The 20,431-nt window shown below is 33.3% G+C and carries 23 protein-coding genes; 14 read left to right on the top strand and 9 right to left on the bottom strand.

Annotated features, from left to right (window positions below; genetic code table 11):
• Window positions 1-6: 6 nt before the first annotated feature.
• A complete protein-coding gene (gene ilvD, locus ACKI2W_RS11155; protein WP_407382034.1) occupies window positions 7-1,656 on the bottom strand; it encodes a dihydroxy-acid dehydratase in 1,650 nt (549 codons plus the stop codon).
• A gap of 99 nt (window positions 1,657-1,755) precedes the next feature.
• Between ilvD and ACKI2W_RS11150 the strand changes: the two genes are divergently transcribed.
• The gene (locus ACKI2W_RS11150; RefSeq protein WP_407382033.1) at window positions 1,756-2,604 is read left to right on the top strand and encodes a TMEM175 family protein; all 849 of its coding nucleotides are present in this window, start codon (window positions 1,756-1,758) and stop codon (window positions 2,602-2,604) included.
• A 51-nt stretch (window positions 2,605-2,655) separates the two neighbouring features.
• Window positions 2,656-3,564, top strand: coding sequence for an ornithine carbamoyltransferase (gene argF / locus ACKI2W_RS11145; protein ID WP_407382032.1), 909 nt, complete (start codon window positions 2,656-2,658; stop codon window positions 3,562-3,564).
• Here argF and ACKI2W_RS11140 read toward each other — a convergent pair.
• Both ACKI2W_RS11140 and ACKI2W_RS11135 read right to left on the bottom strand, forming a co-directional pair.
• A complete protein-coding gene (locus ACKI2W_RS11140; protein ID WP_407382031.1) occupies window positions 3,561-3,842 on the bottom strand; it encodes a zinc-ribbon domain-containing protein in 282 nt (93 codons plus the stop codon). The genes argF and ACKI2W_RS11140 overlap by 4 nt on opposite strands.
• Window positions 3,839-4,183: a DUF2085 domain-containing protein gene (locus ACKI2W_RS11135; protein ID WP_407382030.1), complete on the bottom strand. Its 345-nt coding sequence runs from the start codon at window positions 4,181-4,183 to the stop codon at window positions 3,839-3,841. Before ACKI2W_RS11135 ends, ACKI2W_RS11140 begins: the two co-directional genes overlap by 4 nt.
• Before the next feature lie 105 nt (window positions 4,184-4,288).
• Here ACKI2W_RS11135 and ACKI2W_RS11130 point away from each other — a divergent pair, with 105 nt between their 5' ends.
• From ACKI2W_RS11130 to ACKI2W_RS11100, 7 genes are all read left to right on the top strand, one after another.
• On the top strand, window positions 4,289-4,756 hold the full coding sequence (locus ACKI2W_RS11130; protein ID WP_407382029.1) for a methyltransferase family protein: 468 nt from the start codon (window positions 4,289-4,291) through the stop codon (window positions 4,754-4,756).
• A gap of 172 nt (window positions 4,757-4,928) precedes the next feature.
• The gene (locus ACKI2W_RS11125) at window positions 4,929-5,906 is read left to right on the top strand and encodes a hypothetical protein (RefSeq protein WP_407382028.1); all 978 of its coding nucleotides are present in this window, start codon (window positions 4,929-4,931) and stop codon (window positions 5,904-5,906) included.
• Between the two features lie 37 nt (window positions 5,907-5,943).
• A complete protein-coding gene (locus ACKI2W_RS11120; RefSeq protein ID WP_407382027.1) occupies window positions 5,944-6,201 on the top strand; it encodes a hypothetical protein in 258 nt (85 codons plus the stop codon).
• A 100-nt stretch (window positions 6,202-6,301) separates the two neighbouring features.
• Window positions 6,302-7,996 (top strand): acetolactate synthase large subunit, encoded by a 1,695-nt coding sequence (locus tag ACKI2W_RS11115; RefSeq protein ID WP_407382026.1) that lies wholly within the window; start codon window positions 6,302-6,304, stop codon window positions 7,994-7,996.
• Window positions 7,997-8,482: an acetolactate synthase small subunit gene (gene ilvN, locus ACKI2W_RS11110; RefSeq protein ID WP_407382025.1), complete on the top strand. Its 486-nt coding sequence runs from the start codon at window positions 7,997-7,999 to the stop codon at window positions 8,480-8,482. It begins immediately after the preceding gene.
• Between the two features lie 2 nt (window positions 8,483-8,484).
• On the top strand, window positions 8,485-9,012 hold the full coding sequence (locus ACKI2W_RS11105; protein WP_407382024.1) for a beta-class carbonic anhydrase: 528 nt from the start codon (window positions 8,485-8,487) through the stop codon (window positions 9,010-9,012).
• Between the two features lie 26 nt (window positions 9,013-9,038).
• Window positions 9,039-9,539, top strand: coding sequence for a methylated-DNA--[protein]-cysteine S-methyltransferase (locus ACKI2W_RS11100; RefSeq protein WP_407382023.1), 501 nt, complete (start codon window positions 9,039-9,041; stop codon window positions 9,537-9,539).
• Here the strand turns inward: ACKI2W_RS11100 and ACKI2W_RS11095 are convergent.
• Entirely contained in the window at window positions 9,536-9,958 is a 423-nt protein-coding gene (locus tag ACKI2W_RS11095; RefSeq protein ID WP_407382022.1) for a hypothetical protein, read from the bottom strand. The genes ACKI2W_RS11100 and ACKI2W_RS11095 overlap by 4 nt on opposite strands.
• 70 nt (window positions 9,959-10,028) lie before the next feature.
• On the bottom strand, window positions 10,029-11,474 hold the full coding sequence (locus tag ACKI2W_RS11090) for a hypothetical protein (RefSeq protein ID WP_407382021.1): 1,446 nt from the start codon (window positions 11,472-11,474) through the stop codon (window positions 10,029-10,031).
• Between the two features lie 206 nt (window positions 11,475-11,680).
• On the opposite strand from ACKI2W_RS11090, the gene ilvC reads away from it, so the two are divergent.
• Together ilvC and ACKI2W_RS11080 are read left to right on the top strand one after the other, a co-directional pair.
• Window positions 11,681-12,673, top strand: coding sequence for a ketol-acid reductoisomerase (gene ilvC, locus ACKI2W_RS11085; RefSeq protein WP_407382020.1), 993 nt, complete (start codon window positions 11,681-11,683; stop codon window positions 12,671-12,673).
• 94 nt (window positions 12,674-12,767) lie between these two features.
• Entirely contained in the window at window positions 12,768-13,775 is a 1,008-nt protein-coding gene (locus tag ACKI2W_RS11080) for a methanogenesis marker 12 protein (protein ID WP_407382019.1), read from the top strand.
• Window positions 13,776-14,079: 304 nt separating this feature from the next.
• On the opposite strand, the gene ACKI2W_RS11075 is transcribed toward ACKI2W_RS11080, so the two are convergent.
• The 3 genes from ACKI2W_RS11075 to ACKI2W_RS11065 form a co-directional block, all read right to left on the bottom strand.
• Window positions 14,080-14,484 carry an ATP-binding protein gene (locus tag ACKI2W_RS11075; protein WP_407382052.1) on the bottom strand — a complete coding sequence of 135 codons (405 nt, stop codon included), beginning with the start codon at window positions 14,482-14,484 and terminating at the stop codon, window positions 14,080-14,082.
• Window positions 14,485-14,576: 92 nt separating this feature from the next.
• Window positions 14,577-15,359, bottom strand: a complete 783-nt coding sequence (locus tag ACKI2W_RS11070; protein WP_407382018.1) for a DUF4062 domain-containing protein — start codon at window positions 15,357-15,359, stop codon at window positions 14,577-14,579.
• Window positions 15,360-15,490: 131 nt separating this feature from the next.
• On the bottom strand, window positions 15,491-15,688 hold the full coding sequence (locus ACKI2W_RS11065; RefSeq protein WP_407382017.1) for an LSM domain-containing protein: 198 nt from the start codon (window positions 15,686-15,688) through the stop codon (window positions 15,491-15,493).
• Window positions 15,689-15,761: 73 nt separating this feature from the next.
• Here ACKI2W_RS11065 and ACKI2W_RS11060 point away from each other — a divergent pair, with 73 nt between their 5' ends.
• Window positions 15,762-15,905 carry a hypothetical protein gene (locus ACKI2W_RS11060; protein ID WP_292874470.1) on the top strand — a complete coding sequence of 48 codons (144 nt, stop codon included), beginning with the start codon at window positions 15,762-15,764 and terminating at the stop codon, window positions 15,903-15,905.
• Here the strand turns inward: ACKI2W_RS11060 and surE are convergent.
• Entirely contained in the window at window positions 15,894-16,673 is a 780-nt protein-coding gene (surE, locus tag ACKI2W_RS11055; protein WP_407382016.1) for a 5'/3'-nucleotidase SurE, read from the bottom strand. The genes ACKI2W_RS11060 and surE overlap by 12 nt on opposite strands.
• A gap of 215 nt (window positions 16,674-16,888) precedes the next feature.
• Here surE and ACKI2W_RS11050 point away from each other — a divergent pair, with 215 nt between their 5' ends.
• On the top strand, window positions 16,889-18,364 hold the full coding sequence (locus tag ACKI2W_RS11050; protein ID WP_407382015.1) for an Ig-like domain-containing protein: 1,476 nt from the start codon (window positions 16,889-16,891) through the stop codon (window positions 18,362-18,364).
• 213 nt (window positions 18,365-18,577) lie between these two features.
• Window positions 18,578-20,431: SBBP repeat-containing protein (locus ACKI2W_RS11045; protein WP_407382014.1), on the top strand; the 1,854-nt coding region annotated here is incomplete at its 3' end.

Raw genomic sequence — 20,431 nt, 5'->3', positions numbered from 1 at the left:
TTAACACTACCTTAGAATAGCTCCACTGTCTGCAGACTGGACCAATTTCTGATAAATGCTTAACCAGCCGTCAACATTGCTTTCAGGATGTTTGACGGATTTTAATCTTTCAGCTATTTCCTCATCACTCAGTTCTACATTAATGGATCTGTTTTTAATGTCAATTTCAATTATGTCACCGTTTTGAACGGCTGCAATCGGGCCTGATGCCATCGCTTCCGGTGATACGTGTCCTATGCATGGTCCACGGGTTCCTCCTGAGAATCTTCCGTCTGTAATGAGTCCGACATCTTTTATTCCCATTCCTGCTAGGGCAGATGTAGCATTCAGCATTTCTCTCATTCCAGGACCTCCTTTTGGACCTTCATAGATAATAACGACAATGTCCCTTTCTTCAATTTTATGGTTGAAAATTGCTTCTGTCACTTCCTCTTCGGAGTGGTATACTTTTGCGGGACCTTTAAGATGCATGAGATCTTCTGCAACAGCTCCTTTTTTAACAACACTTCCGTTTGGAGCAATGTTACCTTTAAGAATTGCAATTCCACCATCTTCGTGGTATGGATTATCTAATGTATGGATAACATCCGTATTCTTATTCTCAACATCTTTCAAATTCTCTTCGATGCTTTTTCCGGTAACAGTAATCGGTGAAGTATTGATTTTATCATCCAGTGTTTTTAAAACAGCAGGAATTCCACCGGCCAAATGTAAATCCATCATTGTATCTTCACCAGCAGGTGAAATTAATGTAATATGTGGAACTTCACGGCTGATTTTGTCAAAGAGTTCCAAATCAACATCAACACCGTCAACTTCACTTGCAATAGCAGGTATGTGGAGTGCAGTGTTTGATGAACCACCAAGAGCCATATCTATTGCAATTGCATTGTTGAATGCTTCCTGTGTTAATATATCTGATGGCTTGATGTCATTTTCAACCAATTCAAGAATCTGTTTTCCGGATTCATATGCCATCTGATTGTTTTCTTCTGTATTTGCATGGGTTGTAGCGCATAACGGAAGGGACAGACCCAATGTTTCAGTAATGCATGCCATAGTGTTTGCAGTAAAGAGTCCTGAACAGCTTCCTGCACCAGGACATGCGCATTTTTCCATTTCATAGACTTCCTCTTCAGAAATTTTGCCCGCAGAATGTTCACCGACAGCCTCAAAAACAGTAATAAGGTCGGCGTTTTTACCTTTAAATTTTCCTGCAGCCATAGGTCCGCCTGTAACGACAATGCTTGGCACGTCGACACGGCATGCTCCCATAATCATTCCCGGAACGACCTTATCACAGCTTGGAATCAATACAAGTCCGTCAAATGCATGTCCCTTTGTCATGCTCTCAACGGTAGCAGCTATAATTTCTCTTGAAGGAAGGGAATACTTCATTCCTTCGTGGTTCATACTGATTCCGTCACAGATTGCCATCGTGTCAAATTCGAATGGAATACCTCCGGCAGCTATGATTCCGTCTTTTACGAACTCAACCAGGTCCCTAAGGTGGATATGGCCAGGAACGATATCTGTAAAACTGTTGGCTATACCGATGAACGGCTTTTTAAAGTCGTCATCATCAAGTCCGCAGGCCCCTAAAAGAGACCTGTGCGGAGCTCTCTGAATCCCCTTTTTAATATTATCACTTTTCATTTAATCACCTACTAGGTTATAAATATGTTTTTTAAATGCTTTAAATGTTTATATGATTTAAAAATTAAAGTAAATAATATAGAAATATTTGGTGTTTTGATGACTCAAGATAATTTTGATGATTATGAGGAATTAATGGATTTAAAACTTGAAATCGATGCTAAAATTAATGATATAAAAAGCAAGGCTGATGATGAAACCCTACAAAAAATGGCAAGACTTCACTCTCATCTAAAAGATAAAAACAAGTTAAACTTTGATGGTGATGTTGAGGATAAAATCGAGAAACTTAATAAGATTAATAAGGGGTTATCTGCATATCAGCGTTTCTTAAATGCTTTTGAAAGGGATGTAGACATCGATCCGGGAAGACTGCTGGGTCTTACGGACGGCATTTTTGGAATGGTCATGACATTGCTTATCTTCGGTATGGCTCTTCCTGAAATACAGCTATTAACGGAAGGGGATTTTTTAGCTTTTATCCATTCATTGATTCCAACAGTTGGCGTTACTCTTGTCAGTTTTATCCTGCTCGCATGTTTCTGGATTTATCATCATGAATTCATTAAAGTCAAAACCCTCAATATGCCATATCTGTGGCTGAATATTTTCTTTCTGGCAGGGATATCATTTATTCCTTTCACAACATCAGTAATCGGTGTATATTCAAAGTTTTTCCTGGCCGAAGTCATTTTCGGATTGAATATTTTCCTGACGCTCGTATTTTTCATGCTGATGTTCTGGTATGCAAACCGCAGGAATTTTCTTGAAAGAAAACTTTCCCAGAGTGAAAAAGAATACACATATCACACATTTTTCATAATAATGGGATTAACAATAATTGTAAATCTCCTGGATTTCCATGTTTCAAGCAATTTCATTTACCTGTTCTTTTTAGTTCCGGTAATCTCCACAATAAGGGATATTAGATTTAAAATGAAAACATAACATTTAATATATATTAATAATAAATATTTTATTTTCTTAGAGGGGATTTTAATGGATAGTTTATTATCTATTTGTGATATTAAAGAGGATGTTTCATACATCATTGATTTAGCAAGTAAAATAAAAGCAGGCGAAACAGAAGAAAGACCGTTGGAAGGCAAGACTTTAGCAATGATTTTTCAAAAGTCATCCACCAGGACCAGAGTGTCCTTTGATGTTGGAATGTATCAGTTAGGTGGAAGGGCAATATTCTTATCATCCAATGATTTGCAGATGGGCAGAGGCGAGCCTATTTCAGATACTGCGAGTGTATTGAGCCGTTTCGTTGATGGAATAATGATTAGAGCCATTGAACATGATGATGTAATCGAGCTTGCAAAATATTCAGATGTCCCTGTCATCAGCGGTCTGACTAATTTAGAGCATCCTTGCCAAGCCTTAGCCGATGTATTGACAATTAAAGAACACTTCGGCACTTTTGAAGATAAAAAAATATGCTTTGTCGGTGACGGAAACAATGTATGTAATTCCCTTTTATTGATTGCTCCTCTTTTAGGAATGGATATGTCCGTTGCCTGTCCTGAAGGCTATGAACCAAATGAAGAAATTTTAAAAATAGCCAATGAATATGCAAAGGAAAATGGTACTGAAATAACTGTTTCTTCTGATATCAATGTCGCCCTTGACAATGTTGATGTTGTTTATACAGATGTTTGGGTAAGTATGGGTGATGAAGCTGAAAAAGCACAAAGGGAAAAAGACTTTACGCCTTACCAGGTCAATCAGGATTTGATGGATTTGGCAAACGATGGTGCCATATTCATGCATTGCCTTCCTGCAATCAGAGGTCAGGAAGTTTCAGCTGAAGTCATTGACGGACCGCAGTCAGTAATCTATGATGAGGCTGAAAACAGGCTTCATGCACAAAAAGCTGTTCTTTACTATTACTTAAAGGATTAGTGGCCTGCAATTGCAAATATTATAAATAGGAAAAACATGCAGATGCAGCAGCCCCAGCACCATTTATCGTCATCGTCCTTTTTCTTATTGTTAGTGTTTGTGCTGGATGAGCTTGTATGAACTGTATTTGTTCTTATTGGGCCTTCGTCAGTTTCAACCGTAACCTTTTTAGCGGTTGTCTGTTTTTTGGGTTCTTCATGAACTAAGTTAATACCGCATTTTCTACAGAATCTGCTTCCGTCAGGATTATCTTCACCGCATTCCGGACAATAAATCATAAATAAACACCTATTATATTATAAAAAATTCTCACAGCTATTTTCATAAAGATTATTAAACCGATTCCACCAACGAATCCTGTTGTGAATCTTAAATTGTTATTACTTTCTCTTAATTTCAACATTTGCGTAAAGCCATCAATTGCAGTCGGTATCATTAATATTATGGATATTATGAACAGATTTAAGGTATAATCAATCGGATAGAATAAATTATAGATTAAAAACACTGCTAAACCTGTATAAAAGCCTGTACATCTGGCACACACTGGAAACTGGTGATTTTTGTAGAAGAAGCTTCTCTCAGGCATCCTATGACATAAAATTTTTGAGTATTTCATAATAATCCACGTTAATTAAATGTGTTTAAATTATTTTAATTTTTAAATATATTAAGTTTTCTTATATAGTAATTAAGAGGTGATATTATCAGCAACGAAAATCATTTGCCTGTATATGGAGTCGGACCATATCTTATTGGAGCAATGCTTATTGTTTCATTTGCGGCAATAACCTTATCTTTCAATAATTTAATTCCTGTATATTCATTTGAGTCTTTAAATTGGCTTTTAGTAATCTTGGCTGTTGTGCTTGTAATTGATGGCATATTCTTGTGGCTTGCCGCTTTGAGAATATCGAAAATAGATCAAAGAATCAAAAACGGTCAATTGGTAACAGATGGAGTCTATGCCCTGGTACGCCATCCGATATATTCAGCATGGCTACAGATATGCACAGCATTAGTTCTGTTTTCCCAAAATCTGGTCCTGTTGGTTTTACCTGTTATTTTCTGGATATTTTTAACAATTTCAATGATTAAAACTGAAGAAAAATGGCTACTTGAGAAATTCGGAAATGATTATGTTATGTACTGTCAGACAACCAACAGATTCATTCCGTTTTTGAAGTTATAATTGATTTTCATCTAATTATAACTCAACTATTTTTTACCTTTTCATTATAATATTGTTCTAAGCCGGTTATATTGTCTGTAAGGAAACAAAACAATTTATATACTATAAATAACTAATAATAATCATCGAATTGAATTTACTAGTATTTTTAGTTCTTAAACTGGTGATTAAAATGATATTAAAACCAATTGATAATTCGATTAGAAACAAATATGATTCAATATTCAAGATTGCAACACATGCATTTGTAAATGCATTAATTCCACTAATTGAACTGCCAGAAGATGATTATGAAATTCGCTCATGCGAAATATTCTCTCCGGGCGGAGATGTTAAATCTATGGATATATTGTTGGAAGGTAGAAATGGCTATGTAAATATAGAATTTCACAAACAACCTTTGATAAAGAGGGATTTGGACCGTGATTTTGGATATGTGTCTAATTATTATCTGAAGGATGGCAAAACCATTGATCAAAAAATAGTGGTTGTTGATATGGATAGAGAATCTATAGAAAAGATTCAGATAACTCCGCATAATTCCTTTAAGGGAAACTATTATTATATCCCTAACATTGATGGAGGTGAAGTATTAAGTAGTATTAAAGATAAAATAAAAACTAACCAAAAGATAACTGAATATGAGAAATATGTTTTTTCTATTCTTCCATTAACAAATCACGATTATAATAATGAAGAAAAACTAGTTGAAGAGTTATGCTACCTTACTCAAAAGCTAAATATTTCTGAAAGAGACAAAGATTCAATTTGCCTTTGTCATATGATTCTACTTGAGCTATTTGTTAATGATAAATATTTATATAAAAAATTTTTAGGAGTGATAACAATGACATCATCATTTTTAGAAGACTATGAAAATGAATTGAAGAAAAATGCTGAGGATAAAGCTAATGCTAAGATTGAGATATTTAAAAAGGAGTCTGAGGATAAAGTTAAGGCTATTAAGAAAGAGTCTGAGGATAAAGCTAATGCTAAGATTGAGATATTTAAAAAGGAGTCTGAGGATAAAGTTAAGGCTATTAAGGAAAATAGTGAGCAGTTTTTTTCTGAGATTAATGATAATGCTGAGAAGCTTGGTTTGTCTGATTCACAGAAAAAAATGTTATTTTCAACTACTATTAAATTATAGTCTTAAATAACTTTTTTTTAAATTTTGAGGTGATTTTGTGCCATTATCCTTCATAGAACAATATGAAAATGAATTAAGGAAAAATGCTGAGGATAAAGCTAATGCTAAGATTGAGATATTTAAAAAGGAGTCTGAGGATAAAGTTAAGGCTATTAAGAAAGAGTCTGAGGATAAAGTTAAGGCTATTAAGGAAAATAGTGAGCAGTTTTTTTCTGAGATTTATGCAAATGCAGATAATCTTGGATTGTCTGATTTTCAAAAAGAAATTTTGTTTTCAACTTCAGTTAAATTTTAATTTTTTCTATTTTTTTTCAAATCTCAAAGCAAGATAATTATATATATTTTACTTAACAAAAATTATTCCATAATAAAAGATTTTAATAAAGGTTTTAGAAATGAGAGGCGGAGAAGCAATAATTGAATCCCTTAAAAAAATGGGAGTAGAAACAATATTTGGTTATCCTGGAGGACAAACCATACCTTTCTATGATATGTTATACGATGCAGACATCAACCATATCCTAGTCAGGCACGAACAGGCTGCGGCCCATGCGGCTGACGGATTTGCAAGGGCTTCAGGTAAAGTGGGTGTGTGTTTAGCTACTTCAGGACCGGGTGCAACAAACTTAGTAACTGGGATTGCTACTTCTTTTATGGATTCTTCTCCTATTGTAGCTATTACTGGACAAGTTCCAACTCATTTAATTGGAAATGACGCATTTCAGGAAGCGGACATGATCGGGATAACTATGCCTATTGTCAAGCATAGTTTTCAGCCAAAAGATCCTAATTTAATACCTTCAATAATCAAGACTAGTTTCGAATTAGCTGCAAGCGGAAGGCCTGGGCCTGTTTTAATAGATGTTCCGAAAGAAGTTCAGGAAGGCGAATTAACTTATTTCAAGGATAATCTAATTCAGACACCGGGTTATAATCCTACTCTAAAAGGTAATCCTAGACAAATTAAAAAGGCATATGAATTGATTAAGGAAGCTAAAAGGCCATTAATACTTGTAGGTGCCGGTGTTATTTTGGCAAATGCATGTGATGAGCTAAACGAATTTGCACACATGATTAATGCTCCGGTAATGACTTCACTTTTAGGTAAAGGGGCTTTTGATGAAACTGATGATTTGGCTTTAGGAATGCTTGGAATGCATGGAAGAAAGGTTTCCAATGATTCCATCAATGAATGTGACTTGCTGATAGCTATAGGTATAAGATTTTCAGACAGAACCACAGGCAGGCTGGACAGCTTTGTTCCAGACAGCAAAGTTATTCACATTGACATAGACCCAGCAGAAATAGGCAAGAATGTTGAAGTTGACTTGCCGATTGTAGGGGATGCTTTAAATATTTTAAAATCATTGAATGATTTGTTTAAAGGTTATGTTCCTTCAGATGATGCCAATTCATGGGCTGATAAAATAAAGCAAAGGAAAAATGATTTGTTACCAAGGCTTACTTATGATGATGTTCCGCTCAAGCCACAGACAGTAATCAAAGAAATCAGTGAAGTATTAAACGCTGATTCTATCTTGACGACTGATGTCGGCCAAAACCAGATGTGGGCGGCTCACTTTTATGACACTCAAATACCGCGCAAGTTCATTTCATCAGGAGGACTTGGAACTATGGGATTCGGTTTCCCATCAGCTATCGGTGCAAAGGTCGCATGTCCTGATGATATAGTTGTTTCCGTTAACGGGGACGGCGGATTTTTGATGAACTGTCAGGAATTGGCTACTGTTCATGATTATGATATACCTGTAATTGCAATAGTATTGGAGAATAGGACTTTAGGTATGGTATATCAATGGCAAAGTCTATTGTATAATGGCAGACATTCACAGACTGAATTTGGTGATAGTCCTAACTTTGTAAAACTTGCAGAAAGTTTTGGTATTGATGCAGTTAATGTAGAAAAACCTGGCGAAACTAAAGAAGCTCTAAAATCAGCTATTAAAGATAATGAAGCAATGTTGATTAATGTTGTAGTTGATTCGGAGGAAGCTTTGCCGATGTTGCCTCCTGGCGCAGGCATCAATGAAATGATTGGTGAATATAAACTTGAAAAAGATGTGATTTAGATGGATACAAGATATCATGTTATAAGTACGCTTGTAGAAAACAGGCCTGGAGTTTTACAGAAGGTAGCCGGATTATTCACTAGAAGAGATTTCAATATCGACAGCATAACAGTGGGCGAGTCAGAAGTTGAAGGGCTTGCAAGAATGGTCATCACTGTAAAGGCTGATGATAAACTATTGGAACAGGTTACAAAGCAACTCAACAAATTGGTTGATGTTATCAAGATTAAAGATATTTCTAAAAATGCAGTAAAAAGGGAATTATGTCTTGTAAAGGTCAATATTCCTAATGAAAAGGCAAGAGCTGAAATAATGCAGTATGCCAATATCTTCAGAGCAAAGATTGTTGATGTAACTGAAGAGACATTGATTATTGAAATAACTGGGGATATGGAGAAAATCAATGCATTTATATCTTTATTAAAAGGTTATGGAATCAAAAAGATTTCAAGAACCGGACTTACCGCAATGGCAAGGGGAGTTTAAAAATGACTATATTGGAAAACGTTTTGAAGGACAATAAGGAATTCGTGGAAAATTTTGAAGGCAGCGAAATGTCTCACCATGCTGCTAAAAAATTAGCTATCTTAACATGTATGGACTGCAGATTAATCGACTTTTTCGAACCTGCATTAGGTCTCAAAAGAGGAGATGCAAAAATTGTAAGAAATGCTGGAAACTCCATTGTAGGAGAAGATGCAATCAGATCAATCGGTGCAGCATTATACAATCTTGGAGCTGAAGAAGTAATGGTGGTCGGTCACACTGAATGTGGTATGGCAGGTGCTGATGCTGAAGCTTTAAAGGAAAAAATGCTTGCTAGAGGCATTAAAGAGGAAGATATCGCTAAATATGATTTGGCTGAATGGATTGGTGGATTCGAATCCGAAGAGGAAAACGTTAAAGATGTAGTGGAAAAAATTAAAAACCACCCATTGATTCCTGATGTACCAGTACACGGTCTTATCATTGATATTGTAACTGGTGAGTTAAAAGTCTTAGTAGATGGTTACTAAATCATCTATTTTATTATTTTTTTAGCATGATTTATTCAATGCACTATTCATCACCTATAGGAGACATTTTGCTTGCTTCAAAAGACAGTAAGTTGATTGGAGCATGGTTTGAAGGTCAAAAATACTATTTAGCAAACATTGATGATAAAATTCTTGAAAAAGAAGATGAAACGTTAATTAAAGCTAAAGAATGGCTTGACAGGTACTTCAATGGCGAAAAACCAGCTATTGATGAGCTTGATTTGGCACCCGAAGGGACAGACTTCAGATGTGAGGTATGGAAGATTCTTTGTGAGATTCCCTATGGTAAGACAATCTCATATAAGGATATCGCTTCTAAAATTGCTCAAAAAAGAGGGATTGAAAAAATGTCTGCCCAGGCAGTCGGCGGAGCGGTTGGCCACAATCCTATTTCCATAATCATTCCATGCCATAGGGTTTTAGCCAGTGACGGAAGTCTGACGGGATATGCTGCCGGATTGGACAGGAAGATATTTCTCTTAAAGCATGAAAATCCCGAATTCTAATTTTTCTCGGCCCTATAGAGAATGAAGTTATAAATTAAAATAACTATGGCAAAAACAAATAAGTAGAATATCGGAGTCAGTCCGAAGTTGTATTCGACACCTTTAAAAATCAGGTTTATAACGTTCTGGGCTTTAAACATGTCAAGTCCGAATAAAACAGGAACTGTTGCAATAAAAATCAGGTCAAAAAATAGGATGTATGCAACTGCAGTGAAGAATCTGTTTTTGTTATTGGAAACGAATTTTTCTTCAACAAGCACATTAACCCCATAAATTACTAAGAAGTATAATCCGAACAGATTGCCTATGTATAATACATCATATAGTCCGAACTTTATTAATATAAAGCACACTACATATGAAATAATCAATGAAGATATAAAGTTAATTGTTAAAAATCGTGCAAGCTCCGTATTCATTAGGATAATCTTTGTATTTCAAGATATATAAAATTATTAAAAAAAGGATTTCACAAATGTGAAATATTATTTAGTTTCGTTTAGTATAGCTGGCACCAAAGAACACTGACAATATAACTATTGCTCCTAAAGTATACAATAGATTATTTGGTTCTCCAATAAATGATATTGAATCTTCAACAACTCGATTAAACACACTAGCATTACCGCTTGAGTTAGTAATGTTAGTATTATTATTCGTCGAATTTATATTCAATAATTCATCAACTGATCCGTATTTCATTTTAGGAACAAATGGACTTATTTTATGATTCTTAAATATTTCTACTAATTTATTTGTTTTTAAATCATATTTTAAAGCATATGTTACTGTATCTTTTGAATTCTTGCTATTTTTCCATATGTAAATAAATATTAAATCCTTCAAAGATGAATCATGTATTTGGAATATGTTCTTATTCAATTCCAATCCAAGCATTTCTGAAATTCCATAAATTGCTTCATATGTACTTAATCCGTTAATTTCAACTTCTCCTGCTGAAGTCAAAACATACAGATATGGATAACCTTTAGGAATATCAATACCTCGTGATTTGAAATAATTTAAAGCTTTTAAACTAGCATCAATACCTATCTGTCTGATTGATGCATTTAAATCATTATCATTTAAATTCAAATCTAGAACTTTTTCCGGAGTATTATTTACCATGTCAACAAAGACAGACGCACTTTCACCTGAATTTTCAAGCCAAGCGAATGCATTTTTATCAGAGTCTCTTGAAACACCTAATATTTCTGTATTTTCAAGAGGTAAATCATTTTGTGGATAGCTGTTTGTTTGATTACATATAAACCCGGTATAATATGATTTTTTCTTCAAAGTTATATCATTACTTGAAAGTCCAGTGATTAAGGAGTCTTTCCAAAGATCAGCGGATTTCAGATCATAATTACCAGATAATTGTATTTCTTCAGTTCCGTTTTCAAATGTAATCATTAAAGATTCTTTATTTTCAATATTTAAATTTCTTTCAATTAAAGGTAACATTAAAAGATTACCGTTATTATAAGTTACATATCTATTAGAAGCATTTATTTTATTTAAAACATTTTCTGTGGTTTTATCATTAATTTTAGTCAATTCAAAGTTTGCTTCAGGCAAATCTTGCATTTGCATTGGAGCATTTATTTGAGTGTCTATTTCCTGTTCAAAGTTTATTTCAGGCAAATTATTCATTTGCATTGAAATGTTTATTTGATTTTCATCATTTTCTATATTCAAATTTTGGATACCTTCTATCGAATAATCCTTTTGATTTATGCCGGAAAATTCATCTAATTCATATTCATTTTCCGCAATTTGGGATTCTTCGATTTCTACTTGGATATCCTCTTGATTAAATGATAATTGTGTATAATCACAATCAACGGTAACATTTTCATTTGCTGAAACAGTTCCCATTAAACACAGTGCTAAAATCAATAAAAAAACCATGATAACACCATGTTTTTTCATAAAATCTCCTAATTCTGATATATAATCAATAATTTAATTATATCCACTATAGATTTATCGGTAATATCAATTTGAGATATTACATTATATAATATCTAATTTCCTTTTATAAAAAGTTTTTCTATTATGTAGTTAGTTATTTAAATATTGAAAAAGATATATAGCAATTGATAATTTTTATCTAATTATTTTTAGGAGACGAAAAAATGAAAATGTATTATGATGCGGATGTAAATACAGATGCACTTGAAGGAAAAACCATCGCTGTAATAGGTTATGGTTCTCAAGGAAGAGCACAATCCAGAAACATGGCTGACAGTGGTGCTAATGTTATTGTAGGTGTTCGTGAAAATGGAAGTTCTTGGAATCTTGTTCAAGAAGACGGTATGACTGTAAAAACTATTGAAGATGCTGCTAAAGAAGCTGACATTATTCACATTTTACTTCCTGATGAAATCCAAGAGAAAGTATATAATGAACAAATCGCTCCTTATGTTGAAAGTGGAAATACCATTTCATTTTCTCACGGATATAACATTCACTTCGGCTTAATTGATCCTGCTGAAGACGTTAATATTGTAATGTTTGCACCAAAAGGACCAGGATCAATGGTAAGAAGAACTTACGAAGAAGGGTTCGGTATTCCAGGTTTAGTAGCAGTTGAAAGAGACGCTACCGGTGACGCACTACAGTTAGCGTTAGGTATGGCAAAAGCATGCGGATTAACCAAAGCTGGTGTTTTGGAAACTACCTTTAAAGAAGAAACTGAAACTGACTTATTCGGTGAACAAACCGTTTTATGCGGAGGTATTACCGAGCTAATCAATGCAGGATTCACCACTTTAGTTGAAGCAGGTTATCAGCCTGAAATCGCTTACTTTGAAACCTGTCACGAAGTAAAACTTATTGTTGATTTAATTTACGAAAAAGGTTTCCAGGGAATGTGGCATGACGTAAGTAACACTGCTGAATATGGTGGTTTAACCAGAGGTTCAAAAATCATTACTCAAGAAGCTAAAGACGGTATGAAAGAAGTTTTAACTCAAATCCAAGATGGAACTTTCAAAAAACAATGGGCTGATGAAAACGCTACTGACGGAGCTAACTTAAAAGAAATGAGAGCTGCTCAGGAAAAAATGGACATCGAAGTTGTTGGTGAAAGATTAAGAAAAGCTTGTGGATTACAAAAAGATGATTAAATTCATCTTTAACTTTTTTTTATTAGCTATTTTTTTAAAAACATAACTTTTTTTAACTATTGATTTTAGAGTATATTTAATTGGGGGAGTTTATATGGCTTTTATTGGAATGGATCACGGAACCACAGGAATTTCATTCTGTATAATGGATGACGATGGCGAAGTTATCGAAGTTTTTAAAATCGATAGGGAAGATTCCAAATCAGGCAAGGTTTCTGCTATTGAAGAAATATCAAAAAGATGTGATTTGGATTCAGTAAATTTAATGGCTATCACTTATGCAATGGGTGACGGATTTAATAGAATTTTACCAATTGAAAAGGTAGAAGACAGAGGAATATTGTCTATTGGCGGTGCCGGCAAGGTCACTGGTGGCGGTACATCAGTATTTTCAGAGCTTGAAAATTCTGGTATGCCTATTATAATGATACCTGGTCTTCACAAGAATTCTACTTCATTGAACGAGTTATTTAATGCAGCCTATTCACACCAGGCCAGTCCTGAGAAGGTGAGTATTTCATATAATGCAATCAAGGAAACAGGTTGGCAAAATTTTATCGTAGCAGATATATCATCCAACAGCGTTAACATATTGATTGAAGATTCTAAAATAAAAGGCGCAATCGATGCATGCCTAGGTGCAATGGGAATAGTCCACGGACCGATTGACCTTGAAATGATTCGTGACATTGATGAGGGCAGAAGAACTGCTAACGAATGCTTTTCACATGCAGGTGCAATAAAAATAGCCGGAATTGACGGTAAAGTAGCAAACATGAAAGACCAGCTTCTTGAAAATTATGAAGCCGGGGATGAAAAAGCAAAATTAGCCATTGACACATTAATAATGACAGTTGCAATGGAAATCGCAGGACTTGATGTGGTCTGTGAAAATGAAATAGAGGGAATAGTTCTGACAGGTTCTGTGGGAAGTGCAACCGAACCATTCAACTTTGAAGATGAAATCAATAAATATTTCAAAGGCAAATATGAATTGAAAGTAATTTCAAAAGAATCAGGAGCTATTGGCGCTGCACAAATTGCATATGATATCTATAATGGTGAAGATAATATTTTGGGCATTGATTTTGATTTTAATTAATTGAGTTTATCCCGCCATTTTCTTTTTTAACTTTTTTTTAAATAAGCATTTTTAAACGCTTAAATTAATAAAAAATATTTTTAAGTAATTTTTTTATCCCGCCATTTTTTTTAAAATTTTTTTATCTTTCATTATTTTGAATTAATGTCCAATAATTATTATATTGGCATGTTATATTATAGATTTAATTCATCAATATTTTAATAATTATTGATGTAGTCATTATCGCCATTTTCATTTTTGATAAAATAGTTCATTTTATTTTTCGTGTTTTTAAGCACTAACTTCTTATCATATAACTCATTTAAATCTCTTCGACTTGTAGTATTTGAAACATATATTTCTCCATATAATTGGAATAAGTATATGATGAATCATTATTTACAATATCTAATAAAGCATCGATTTGACGTTCATTTAAATTATATTTGGCTAAATTAAGGCTTTTTGCAGTTTCTTTTTTAGGTGATACCAATTGTCCATCAGGTCCTCTTAAAATTACTCTAAAGTACCCATCATCGAAAAATTCAGGTTTTGGGAGGTTATGTTTATCCATAGCCATGCGCATACGTGTAATTCCAGTTCCAACGTGCTCCATGTATTTTGTTTTCTCAAAAATATTGCAAATATTCTCATTTCGATGTTTAGGATTGTTTGTTATTCCTAGAGTGTCAAGAGTTAATGGGTAAGGAAGTTTTCCAGGACTTATTATTTCGATGCGGTCATCATAGATGTAGAATGTAATGCAATCACCCTTGATGCTGTAATCTCTATGGGCAAGAGCATTAATGAATGCTTCTCTTACCGCTTCAATAGGATATTCGGACTGCTAATTCTTTTAAAACCTTTTACTATTCCACCAATTTTTGTATTTTTCTTGAAAAACTGTTCAAACTCTTTAATTAATAATAGAAATGATGTTTTTGTAAAATTTTTGTCAATGATTTCTAGTCTTTCAGTTCCATTAAATCTAACCATTTTAACTTCGTGCTCAAGATTAAATTTACTTGTATTTTGGCTGAAAAACAATGCTCCTGCTGTAGTTAAATGGAAATTTCCATTTGAATCGATTATACCTGCATTCAAGTATTCTAATATTTTTTCTAATTCTCGATTATCAAACAATTCTTCAATACTTCTATCTTCAAGAACATTTTTGAACTGTTTAACAGATTCCATATCAACATCATCTATTGAAGAGTCTAATATTATCTCTTCATCAAACGGAGTCGTAGATAACCGTTTATTTATCTCTTCTTTTAAAGCTTTTTTAATTTTAGATAATAAGTCTTCTTTATCATTAAACCTCTTATATGTGACTTGATTTCTTATTTTATTTAAAAATTTTTCAGAATTCTCATCTTGTTTAACATTATCCTTAACAAAGAGGTAAGCTGCATGTTTTTTGCTGATATATGAATTATATTCATATTCTGTTGCTGAAATGCCTTTTTTGTATATTGAACCATAATTTTCACAGATTAATCCAATATAGATATCGCTGTTCAATACTTCATTAATAAATACTTCATCGGAAGGTAATGTTTTAGCATTTTCCTTTTCAAATACAAATAATTCAATCATTTCTCTAAAAAAAGGATCATTTTTAGATTATGATAAATGTACTCACGTTCTTCCGCAAATTCCTTTTGGTTACTACTTATAAATACTTTGATGGTCATATTATCACTTGGTGTAGATGGTTTTTGGTGTGGTTATTCTTTTAAACTAACAAAAACGATATTTCCACCTTTTAAAGCCTGAATACCATTTTCATTTTCAAGTACAATATTTAAATAATTATCAATAGCTATTATTTTACCTTGAGCTTGATTATTATCCCTTAATTCCACTGTTACATTTTTGTTTTTAAACTGATTGAATAATCTGTTAACTTGATCTTTTTCTGTCATGTTCTTACATCCTTTATGTATAATTATAATTTATTTTTTAAATTTATATACTTTAATGTTTCAATATATTACTATGTCAATCAATCAATTAGAAAGCAATTTAGAAGCTATTACCAGAACAATAGCACAACTTAAAAAAGACGGCTGTACTGATGAGAAAATATTCAATGAACTTTACGAAGAACGTGATAAGATTCTTAAAGATTTAAATCTCTAAAAAATCTTTCAATAATGATAAATCTCCAGTCAAATCTATTTTTAATGGAGTTATTGTAGTTTTTTGAGCCACTTTCAGTTCGTATCCGTCACTGCCTTTTTCATCGGATTCATAAGGTTCACCACCAATCCAGTAGTATGGCTGGCCTCTTGGATCTAGTCTTTTTTCCATCACTGGCATGTACATTCTGTATCCGAGTTTAACTACTTCAAACTCATCGTCAACAGGATTTTCAGGGATATTGACGTTCAATAAGTCTATTCCTTCAGGCAGTCCTTTTTTCAACACAATTTTTGCTAATTTGTGAAGCATTTTTTGAGCAAAACTGAAGTCCACATCGTTTTCTCCGTTTTCAAATTTAATTTCATCCTTTGTTACTTCCTGAGAAATTGCTATTGTAGGGATTCCAAAACTTGCCGCTTCAATGGCTGCTCCCACCGTTCCTGAAGTGGTTAATTCGGCCTGACCTATGTTGAAACCGGTGTTTATTCCGGATATCATCAAGTCCGGTTTTTCATCAAGCAGTTGGAATAATCCTATCGTTACTGCATCGGTTGGTGTTCCTGTAACTCCATAAGCCAAACTGCCGTCCCTTAAAATTCTTTCTTTTATTCTTAAAGGTTCATATAAGGTTAATGCATGACCAATTCCGCTTTGCTGCATTTCCGGTGCAACAACCAGGGTATCGCACAAATCTTCAACGGCTTTTTTGGATGCAAGTATCCCTGATGCGGTTACTCCATCGTCATTTGATATTAAAGCTTTCATAGTATTTTATTATTTTTTTTTAAATATTAAGTATTATTTATTACTTTTTTATAATTATTTACTATTTTAGTATTACTTATATTTTATTTTATATTAATAATTAAATACTAAAAAGAATAAAGAATTTTTATTGGAGGTGTTTTTTAAAGTTTCTAAATTTATTCATTAATGTGTATTTGTTAGATGATTCTAAAATGTTTAAGGAGATTTTTGTTATGAATTTTTCAAAAAATGTTATTGTAGCAATATTTCTTATTTTATTTTTAGTTTCTATCACTGCAGTCTCTGCTCATGATTCGGATAATCCCGGAGTATTGATTGATACTCCTACAAACAATGAAGAGGTATCCGGTGAAGTGGATATTAATGTAACGATTGATGATCATTATGAAACACAACACGTAAATTTTACTATTGAAGGAATTGATAATGTGTATTCATGGAGTTTTCAAGATAAAAATCCTTCTGACGGATGGCACGCTCAATGGGATACTTCCAATTGCTCTAATGGAAGATATTATATTCAGGCAAAAGCTATTAACAGTTTAGGGCTTACGGGAGATTATAATGTTTTTGTAACATTGGCCAATACACAAAGGGATGTAAATTTAAATGTTGATAATGTTACAGCTGCCGTTAATCAGCAGGTAAACATTATCGCAAGATTACTGGATGAAAACTCTAAAGGTGTTTCTAACAAGAATATCGAATTTTTGATTGATGAAAATAGGTTTTCTGCTCTTACAGATTCCAATGGTATAGCCAGTTTCGCTTATACGCCATCAAAGGCTGGAAAATATGATGTTCTATCCTCTTTTGGAGGTGATAACATATATGGTGCTGTTAATGTGACTTCATCATTAACCGCTGTTGAAACACCTATTCAATTAACAATCAATCCGATTACTGCAGAAAATGGAGAAAAAATTAATTTGACTGCAACATTAACTAGTAGTATTGAAAATACTTCATTATCCAATAAAACAGTCAATTTTAATGTTGATGGGGATTTTGTTGGATCAGCTATTAGTAATGATGAGGGGATTGCTGCTTTAGAATATTCAGTTTCAAAAACTGGTGGTAATTATGTTTATTCTGCCAGTATAAATGATACGGATAATCAGAATTCATTAACTGCAACTAATTTGTTATATGTTCCTCGCTCTGAACTTTATGTTACTTTAACATCTGATAAATCCGGTGTTAAGGTAGGTGATGAGGTCACTATTACTTATAATGTTTTCAATAATGGTCCTGATAGTGCTAAAAATACTGTATTTAAGTATGTCATTCCAGACAGTTTAAAATATATCAGCGCTGATGTTACTACAGGAGATTATTATTATAATTCATCCAATAAAGAAATTACTTGGAATTTAGGTTCTATTCCTGTAGGAAAATATTCTCTGTATTTAAAAATGCAAGCTATTTCACCTGCAAGAAATAATCTGACTGCAAGTTTGACCACTGATACTTATGATGAATCCATAGCTAATGCTGTTCCTACACGTTATCTGACTGTAGAAGGTGAGGCTTCAAACAATAATTCATCAGATAGTAGCGAATTTTCTTATGGTGGAGTTAATTATTCTGGTTATAGTAATTTAGGCGTTAATAACTCTGGTAATCCTATTTTAATATTGTTATGTTCAATATTGATGTTATTTGTAGGATTCAAATTTAAAAGGTAAGTTTTTCACTTATCTTATTTTATTTTTTAGTAATACTTTTTTTTAAATAAATAATTATATAGTAATATTTTTTTTAATAATCATATTAATTATTTAAATAGTATAAAAAACAATAGTTATAATCATCGGAGGTGAATGAATAAGGTTCATATTGTATTTTTTCAATTGAATTAAAACTAATAAAATTTTTAAAATAAAATAAGGAGATATAAAATGATGAAATATAAAAAGTTTATTTTATGTTTGGCTGTCTTATTGATTGTTTTATCAATGGGAACAGTTTCTGCACACATGTCTGAATATCCTGCAGTAAATATTGAAACTCCGATTCATAATACTGAGGTTTCAGGTGAAGTGGAAATTGTTGCCACTGTTGATGATCATTATACAACGGAACATGTTAATTTTACAATAGAAGGTCTTGATGACTCCAATAAAGAGTATAAGAGCAATTATCAAGACACAAATCCGGATGACGGATGGAAATATACTTGGGATACAACAAAAGTTGTTGATGGAAGATATTATCTTCAGGCTAGAGCAATGAACAACTTAAGTTTAAAAGGTGAATATAACATTCTTTTACATGTTGTAAACTCAAAAGACACTAACAATACACCATTACCAACTAATGCTTCTGGTGGAGAACAAACGCTAACCAATACCACCATTTCAGAAAATTCATTTAATTTTACTCAAATCTATGGTACATATCTTGGTGGAAATGGTGAGGATAAGGCTAAAGGTGTCTTCACTGATGCTGATGGAAATATTTATATTGCAATGGAAACTAACTCAAATGATTTGAATACTACTGATGGTGTTTATCAGGCCAATAAATCTGGCGGTAAAGATTTGTATGTTGCTAAATTCGATAAATCTGGTGAAATAATCTTTGCTACATTCATTGGTGGTTCATCTACTGAATTTGAAAAAGACTTTAAGATAGATAATGAAGGAAATATTTATATAACTGGTTTGACTGCTTCTAAAGATTTCCCTGTTACTGACAATGCTTTAATTAAGAATTTAACCGGTGCTCAGTCAGCTTATTTAACTGTATTAAGTGCTGACGGTAAAAAATTAAAGTATTCCACTTATCTTGGTGGTAGTAAAGTTGACCGTGGTTGGGCTTTATTCGTTGATGATGAAGGTAATGCATTCATTCAGGGTATTACTAATTCCATTGATTTCCCTGTAACAGATGATGCTTATCAGTCTGATAAGGATGGTGTTGACTGGGATTCAAACACTTCATCTGATGATATTGACTTCCAAAACAGTTTTGATATATTTATTTCTAAATTAAACACAAACTCAGGTGAATTAATATACAGTACTTACTTTGGTGGTAGAGGTGCTGACAGTACTTACGGTTCTTTAGCTGTTAAAGACGACATTGTTTACTTTGCAGGTACTACCACTTCTATTGATTTCCACACTACTGCTAATGCTAACAGGACTGTTCGTAATGTTGGTGAAGCTGATTCCTTCTTGGCTGCTATTAATATTACCAGTGGAGAGTTATTATACAGCTCCTACATTGGTGGTAGCAAAACTGATGATGGTGAGGCTTTGTTCATTAGTGATGACGGTTTCTTGTATTATTTAGGTGATACCTGGTCCGATGATTTCCCAACTACTCCTAATGCTTATCAAAAAACTTATGGTGGTGTTGGTGACGGTATTTCTGGTGGAGATATTTTTGCTATGAAATTTGATACCAGTAATTGGAGTATTGTTTATTCCACTTACCTTGGTGGTAATGCTGATGAGGGTGGAAGAGCAATCGCAGTCGATGATGAAGGTAACCTTTTCATTGGTGGTATGAGTCAGTCCAGTGATTTCCCTGTTACTGATGATGCATTCCAAAAAGTTAAAAACGGTCAGGTTTATGTTGCTGATCCTCAACAGCACGCAGATTTCTACACTATGGATGCTGTTTTAGCTGTTTTAAGTGCTGACGGTAGTGAATTGTTATACAGTACTTATATCGGCGGCGACTATGGTGAATTCATTATGGGTGTTGAATTGATTGACGGCGGAGTTATTCTACAGTTCAGAACT

Origin of the sequence: Methanobrevibacter sp., from assembly GCF_045603845.1 — an archaeon.
Taxonomy (GTDB): domain Archaea; phylum Methanobacteriota; class Methanobacteria; order Methanobacteriales; family Methanobacteriaceae; genus Methanocatella.
This window is presented reverse-complemented; position numbering and strand designations above follow the sequence as displayed.

Bases quoted from the DNA above. Each gene is read 5' to 3' on its own strand.
- ACKI2W_RS11090 (WP_407382021.1), bottom strand. From the start codon at position 11,474: ATGAAAAAACATGGTGTTATCATGGTTTTTTTATTGATTTTAGCACTG.
- ACKI2W_RS11065 (WP_407382017.1), bottom strand. From the start codon at position 15,688: ATGACAGAAAAAGATCAAGTTAACAGATTATTCAATCAGTTTAAAAAC.
- ACKI2W_RS11125 (WP_407382028.1), top strand. From the start codon at position 4,929: ATGATATTAAAACCAATTGATAATTCGATTAGAAACAAATATGATTCA.
- ACKI2W_RS11135 (WP_407382030.1), bottom strand. From the start codon at position 4,183: ATGAAATACTCAAAAATTTTATGTCATAGGATGCCTGAGAGAAGCTTC.
- ilvD (WP_407382034.1), bottom strand. From the start codon at position 1,656: ATGAAAAGTGATAATATTAAAAAGGGGATTCAGAGAGCTCCGCACAGG.
- ACKI2W_RS11140 (WP_407382031.1), bottom strand. From the start codon at position 3,842: ATGATTTATTGTCCGGAATGCGGTGAAGATAATCCTGACGGAAGCAGA.
- ilvN (WP_407382025.1), top strand. From the start codon at position 7,997: ATGGATACAAGATATCATGTTATAAGTACGCTTGTAGAAAACAGGCCT.
- ACKI2W_RS11070 (WP_407382018.1), bottom strand. From the start codon at position 15,359: ATGATTGAATTATTTGTATTTGAAAAGGAAAATGCTAAAACATTACCT.
- ACKI2W_RS11095 (WP_407382022.1), bottom strand. From the start codon at position 9,958: ATGAATACGGAGCTTGCACGATTTTTAACAATTAACTTTATATCTTCA.
- ACKI2W_RS11050 (WP_407382015.1), top strand. From the start codon at position 16,889: ATGAATTTTTCAAAAAATGTTATTGTAGCAATATTTCTTATTTTATTT.
- ACKI2W_RS11115 (WP_407382026.1), top strand. From the start codon at position 6,302: ATGAGAGGCGGAGAAGCAATAATTGAATCCCTTAAAAAAATGGGAGTA.
- ACKI2W_RS11105 (WP_407382024.1), top strand. From the start codon at position 8,485: ATGACTATATTGGAAAACGTTTTGAAGGACAATAAGGAATTCGTGGAA.
- ACKI2W_RS11060 (WP_292874470.1), top strand. From the start codon at position 15,762: ATGTCAATCAATCAATTAGAAAGCAATTTAGAAGCTATTACCAGAACA.
- surE (WP_407382016.1), bottom strand. From the start codon at position 16,673: ATGAAAGCTTTAATATCAAATGACGATGGAGTAACCGCATCAGGGATA.
- ACKI2W_RS11100 (WP_407382023.1), top strand. From the start codon at position 9,039: ATGATTTATTCAATGCACTATTCATCACCTATAGGAGACATTTTGCTT.
- ACKI2W_RS11150 (WP_407382033.1), top strand. From the start codon at position 1,756: ATGACTCAAGATAATTTTGATGATTATGAGGAATTAATGGATTTAAAA.
- argF (WP_407382032.1), top strand. From the start codon at position 2,656: ATGGATAGTTTATTATCTATTTGTGATATTAAAGAGGATGTTTCATAC.
- ACKI2W_RS11080 (WP_407382019.1), top strand. From the start codon at position 12,768: ATGGCTTTTATTGGAATGGATCACGGAACCACAGGAATTTCATTCTGT.
- ilvC (WP_407382020.1), top strand. From the start codon at position 11,681: ATGAAAATGTATTATGATGCGGATGTAAATACAGATGCACTTGAAGGA.